The following is a 3,477-nucleotide window of genomic DNA, read 5'->3' as shown; positions in this document are numbered from 1 at the left end:
GACACCAGGTGCGGTGCTGGAGGCGCTGGAGCGCTGACGGCGCCCGGCCCGGACAGGGAGAGCTATGCATGATGGGAGCGGGCGGTCTCGGCCGGCGCGTGGGCGCCTTGCGCGGTCATCTGACGCAGTTGAATCGTCAGCCGCTGAGCCGCGCGGCGCTGGCCATCGTGCTGCTGCTCGATGCCTTCGTGCTCAGCTCCATCTTCGACGGTCTGGACCGGCACACCGGCCAGCTGACGCAGCCCGACGAGCGCATCCCGCGCGTGTGCCGGGAGATCGTGCTCGAGCGCAGCTGGAACCCCAGCCAGCGTCTCGAACGGTTGGGCAAACAGACCGGTTCGCGGCCGGGCTCCGCCGCGCGTGCCGGGCAGCACCCGCTGTGCGCGCCGCTGCTGCAGGCGCTGGACGCGGTGCGGGCGCAGCCGGACCTGCGCCGCCAGTTCGACGACATCCGTGCCCTGCGCCGGGAGGGTGCCGACCTGCGCCGCCAGGTGGAGCGCATCAAGGGCAGCTACGACACCGCCCTGCTGAAGGAACTGGCGCGGCCGGCGGCGCCGACGTCGCGCAGCGGCGCCCTGGGCCGCGAACTCGACAACAAGACCGGCGCGCTCGACGCGGTCACCGCCCGCCTGGCCGAGCGCGAGGCGGCGGTGCAGGCGCAGCCGCAGGTGCAGGCGCTGTGGCAGCGCATTGATGCCATCACGGTGGCCGAACGCGAGCAGCTGCGCGCCGACCTGGACCGCCTGCAGCGGTGGTATCCGGTGCGCCGGCTGGGCATGGAACTGGTGTTCCTGCTGCCGCTGCTGGGCCTGTTCTATGCCTGGAACGCGGCCAGCCTGCGGCGCCAGCGGCCGGTGCAGACGCTGGTGTCCTCGCACCTGCTGGTGGTGGCGTTCATTCCGGTGCTGTGCAAGCTGCTGCAGCTGCTGTACGACATCCTGCCGCGACAGTTCCTGCAGCGGCTGATGGCGCTGCTGGAGTCGCTGCACCTGGTCGCGCTGTGGCACTACCTGGCCATCGCGCTGGCCATCGGCGGCAGCCTGGTGCTGATCTATGTGGTGCAGACCAAGCTGTTCGCGCCGGCACGGCTGGCGGCCCGGCGCATCGCCCGTGGTCAGTGCCAGGACTGTGGTCAGCGCCTGCCGCCGGACAGCGCCGCCTGCCCGCAGTGCGGCTTTGGGCAATACACCCCGTGCCGGCACTGTGGGCAGGACATGCATGTGCGGGGCGCGTTTTGCCGCGCCTGCGGGCAGCCGGCGGCCTGAGGCGACTTCAGCCGAAGACGTTCAGGAAGGTGGTGATCAGGATGGCGTTGACGAAGTCGATGAAGAACGCGCCGACCAGGGGCACCACCAGGAACGCCCGCGGCGCGGGTCCGTAGCGGTTGGTCAGGGTCTGCATGTTGGCCACCGCGTTGGCGGTCGTTCCCATCATGAAGCCGTAGAAGCCGCCGGCCATCACGGCGGCGTCGAAGTCGCCGCCCATCACCCGGAACGCCACCCGGCACAGCAGCACCAGCATCAGCGCCTGCGCCACCAGCAGGCCCAGCAGCGGCAGCGCCAGGTCCACCAGTTCCCACAGTTGCAGCGTCATCAGCGCCATGGCGATGAACAGCGACAGCACCACTGCGCCCAGGTTCGCCATGCTTTGCGTCGGCACCCGCAGCAGGGGCTGGCGGTCGCCGATGTTGCGCATGACGGCGGCCACCAGCATGGCGCCGATGTAGGCCGGCAGGGTGATGCCCAGTGCCTTGAAGCCCTGTGCCACGTAGCCGCCGGCCCACATGGCCATCAGCACAAGAACCACCGTGCGCATTTGCTGCGCGGTGGCGCTTTCGGGTGTCGCCGGACCGGCGGCAGTGGCCGGCGCGGGGGCGTGTGCCGCGGCATCGGGGCGCAGGTGGCGACGGCTGATGATGCGTCCGCCCACCGGGCCGCCGAACAGGCCGCCCATGACGATGCCGGCCATGGCAGCCGTGATTGCCACCACGGTGGCGCCGTTGACGCCCGCCTGCTCGAACAGCGGGGCGAACGCCAGGCCGGTGGCCGGGCCGCCGGTGAGGGTGGTCGAGCCGGCCAGCACGCCGAACAGCGGTGGCAGGCCCATGAGCGCCGCCAGGCCGGCGCCGAGCAGGTTCTGCGCCAGGGCGGCGCTGGTTGCCAGCACCAGAAACAGCGCCACCTGCACGCCGCCGATACGCAGCAGGCGCACGCTGGCGCCGAAGCCGATGGTGGTGAAAAACGCCACCATCAAGGGTGTCTGCAGCGAGGTGTCGAACTGCACCACGGACTGCCCGTCCAGGCGCAACACGCTGATCAGCAGTGCCACCACCAGTCCGCCGAGCACCGGCTCGGGCAGGTCGTAGCGGGCCAGCACCGGAAACCAGCGCCGCAGGCCCTGGCCGATGGCCACCGCCAGGGCGGCCAGCGCCAGGGTCTGCATCATGCCCAGTTCGAGCATGTTCAGGCCGCCTGCAGGCGCTCGCCGGCGCGCTGCGGTTGTGCCTGGCCGGCGCGCATCAGCAGCTGTCCGTTGACCACGGTGGCGGCGATGCCGCGGGCATCCGACACCAGGCGGCGGCGTCCGCCGGGCAGGTCGAACACCGCCCGCGCCAGCCGGTCCGAGCCGACGGTGGCCGGGTCGAACACGGCGATGTCCGCCTTCAGGCCCGTTGCCAGGCGGCCGCGATCGGCGATGCCGAACACCCGCGCCGGGTCGGTGGTCAGGCGCTGCACGGCCCGTTCCAGGGTCATGGCGCCGCGCTCGCGCACCCAGGTGCCGAGCAGCCAGGTGGCGTAGCCGACGTCGCAGATCTGGTCGACATGGGCGCCGCCGTCGGAGGCGCCGATCAGGGTGCGGGGGTCGTTGATGATCTGGGCCACCACGTCGAGGTCGATGTTGGAAATCGTGTACAAGAACCGTGCCGCCAGGTCGTCGGCGAGGGCGATGTCGAGAAACGTGTCGAGCCCGTCCTGGCTGCGTTCGGCGGCGATGTCGGCGACCGTGCGGCCGACCAGTGCCTGCAGGGCCGAATTTTGCACCTGTTGCACCTCCAGCCGCGTCCAGTCGCCGGAAAAGGCGCCCGGCTGCGTGAGTTCCGCGCGCAGTGCGTCGCGAAACGCACGGTCGCGGTAGGCGGTGGCCAGGCGCGCGGTGCCGGTGTTGAACAGCGGTGCGAAGGTCGCGCGGTCGGCGAAGATGAACGGGTTGGTCATCTCCAGCTGGGTCAGAAACGGCCGGCAGGACACCTGCGGCACCGCGCCCATCTGTGTCAGCCAGTCGGTTTCCTCCAGCGTCTGCAGGGCGCGCCGTGGGTTGCCGACCGGCACCAGCAGGAAGGTCCAGGTCAGCGGGCGCCCGCTTTCCTGCAGCAGGAACCGCAGCAGGTCCTGCTGCTGTTCGCTCAGCGCGCCGCCGACGCCGCCCATGGCGATCTGGATGGTGCCGCGGCCGAGGTCGCGCAGCACGTGGCACAGG

At 71.2% G+C, this 3,477-nt stretch carries 3 protein-coding genes; 1 reads left to right on the top strand and 2 read right to left on the bottom strand.

Going from position 1 to position 3,477, the window contains the following annotated elements; all coding sequences use genetic code 11:
• Window positions 1-68 precede the first annotated feature (68 nt).
• Window positions 69-1,265, top strand: a complete 1,197-nt coding sequence (locus ABYX71_RS11175; protein WP_372696574.1) for a zinc ribbon domain-containing protein — start codon at window positions 69-71, stop codon at window positions 1,263-1,265.
• Window positions 1,266-1,272: 7 nt separating this feature from the next.
• On the opposite strand, the gene gltS is transcribed toward ABYX71_RS11175, so the two are convergent.
• Together gltS and ABYX71_RS11165 are read right to left on the bottom strand one after the other, a co-directional pair.
• Window positions 1,273-2,460 carry a sodium/glutamate symporter gene (gene gltS, locus ABYX71_RS11170; RefSeq protein WP_372696573.1) on the bottom strand — a complete coding sequence of 396 codons (1,188 nt, stop codon included), beginning with the start codon at window positions 2,458-2,460 and terminating at the stop codon, window positions 1,273-1,275.
• 2 nt (window positions 2,461-2,462) lie between these two features.
• Window positions 2,463-3,477 (bottom strand): amidohydrolase family protein (locus tag ABYX71_RS11165; protein WP_372696572.1); only part of this gene is annotated, 1,015 nt, incomplete at its 5' end.

It is taken from the genome of Immundisolibacter sp., from assembly GCF_041625615.1.
Taxonomy (GTDB): domain Bacteria; phylum Pseudomonadota; class Gammaproteobacteria; order Immundisolibacterales; family Immundisolibacteraceae; genus Immundisolibacter.
This window is presented reverse-complemented; position numbering and strand designations above follow the sequence as displayed.

Bases quoted from the DNA above. Each gene is read 5' to 3' on its own strand.
- ABYX71_RS11175 (WP_372696574.1), top strand. From the start codon at position 69: ATGATGGGAGCGGGCGGTCTCGGCCGGCGCGTGGGCGCCTTGCGCGGT.
- gltS (WP_372696573.1), bottom strand. From the start codon at position 2,460: ATGCTCGAACTGGGCATGATGCAGACCCTGGCGCTGGCCGCCCTGGCG.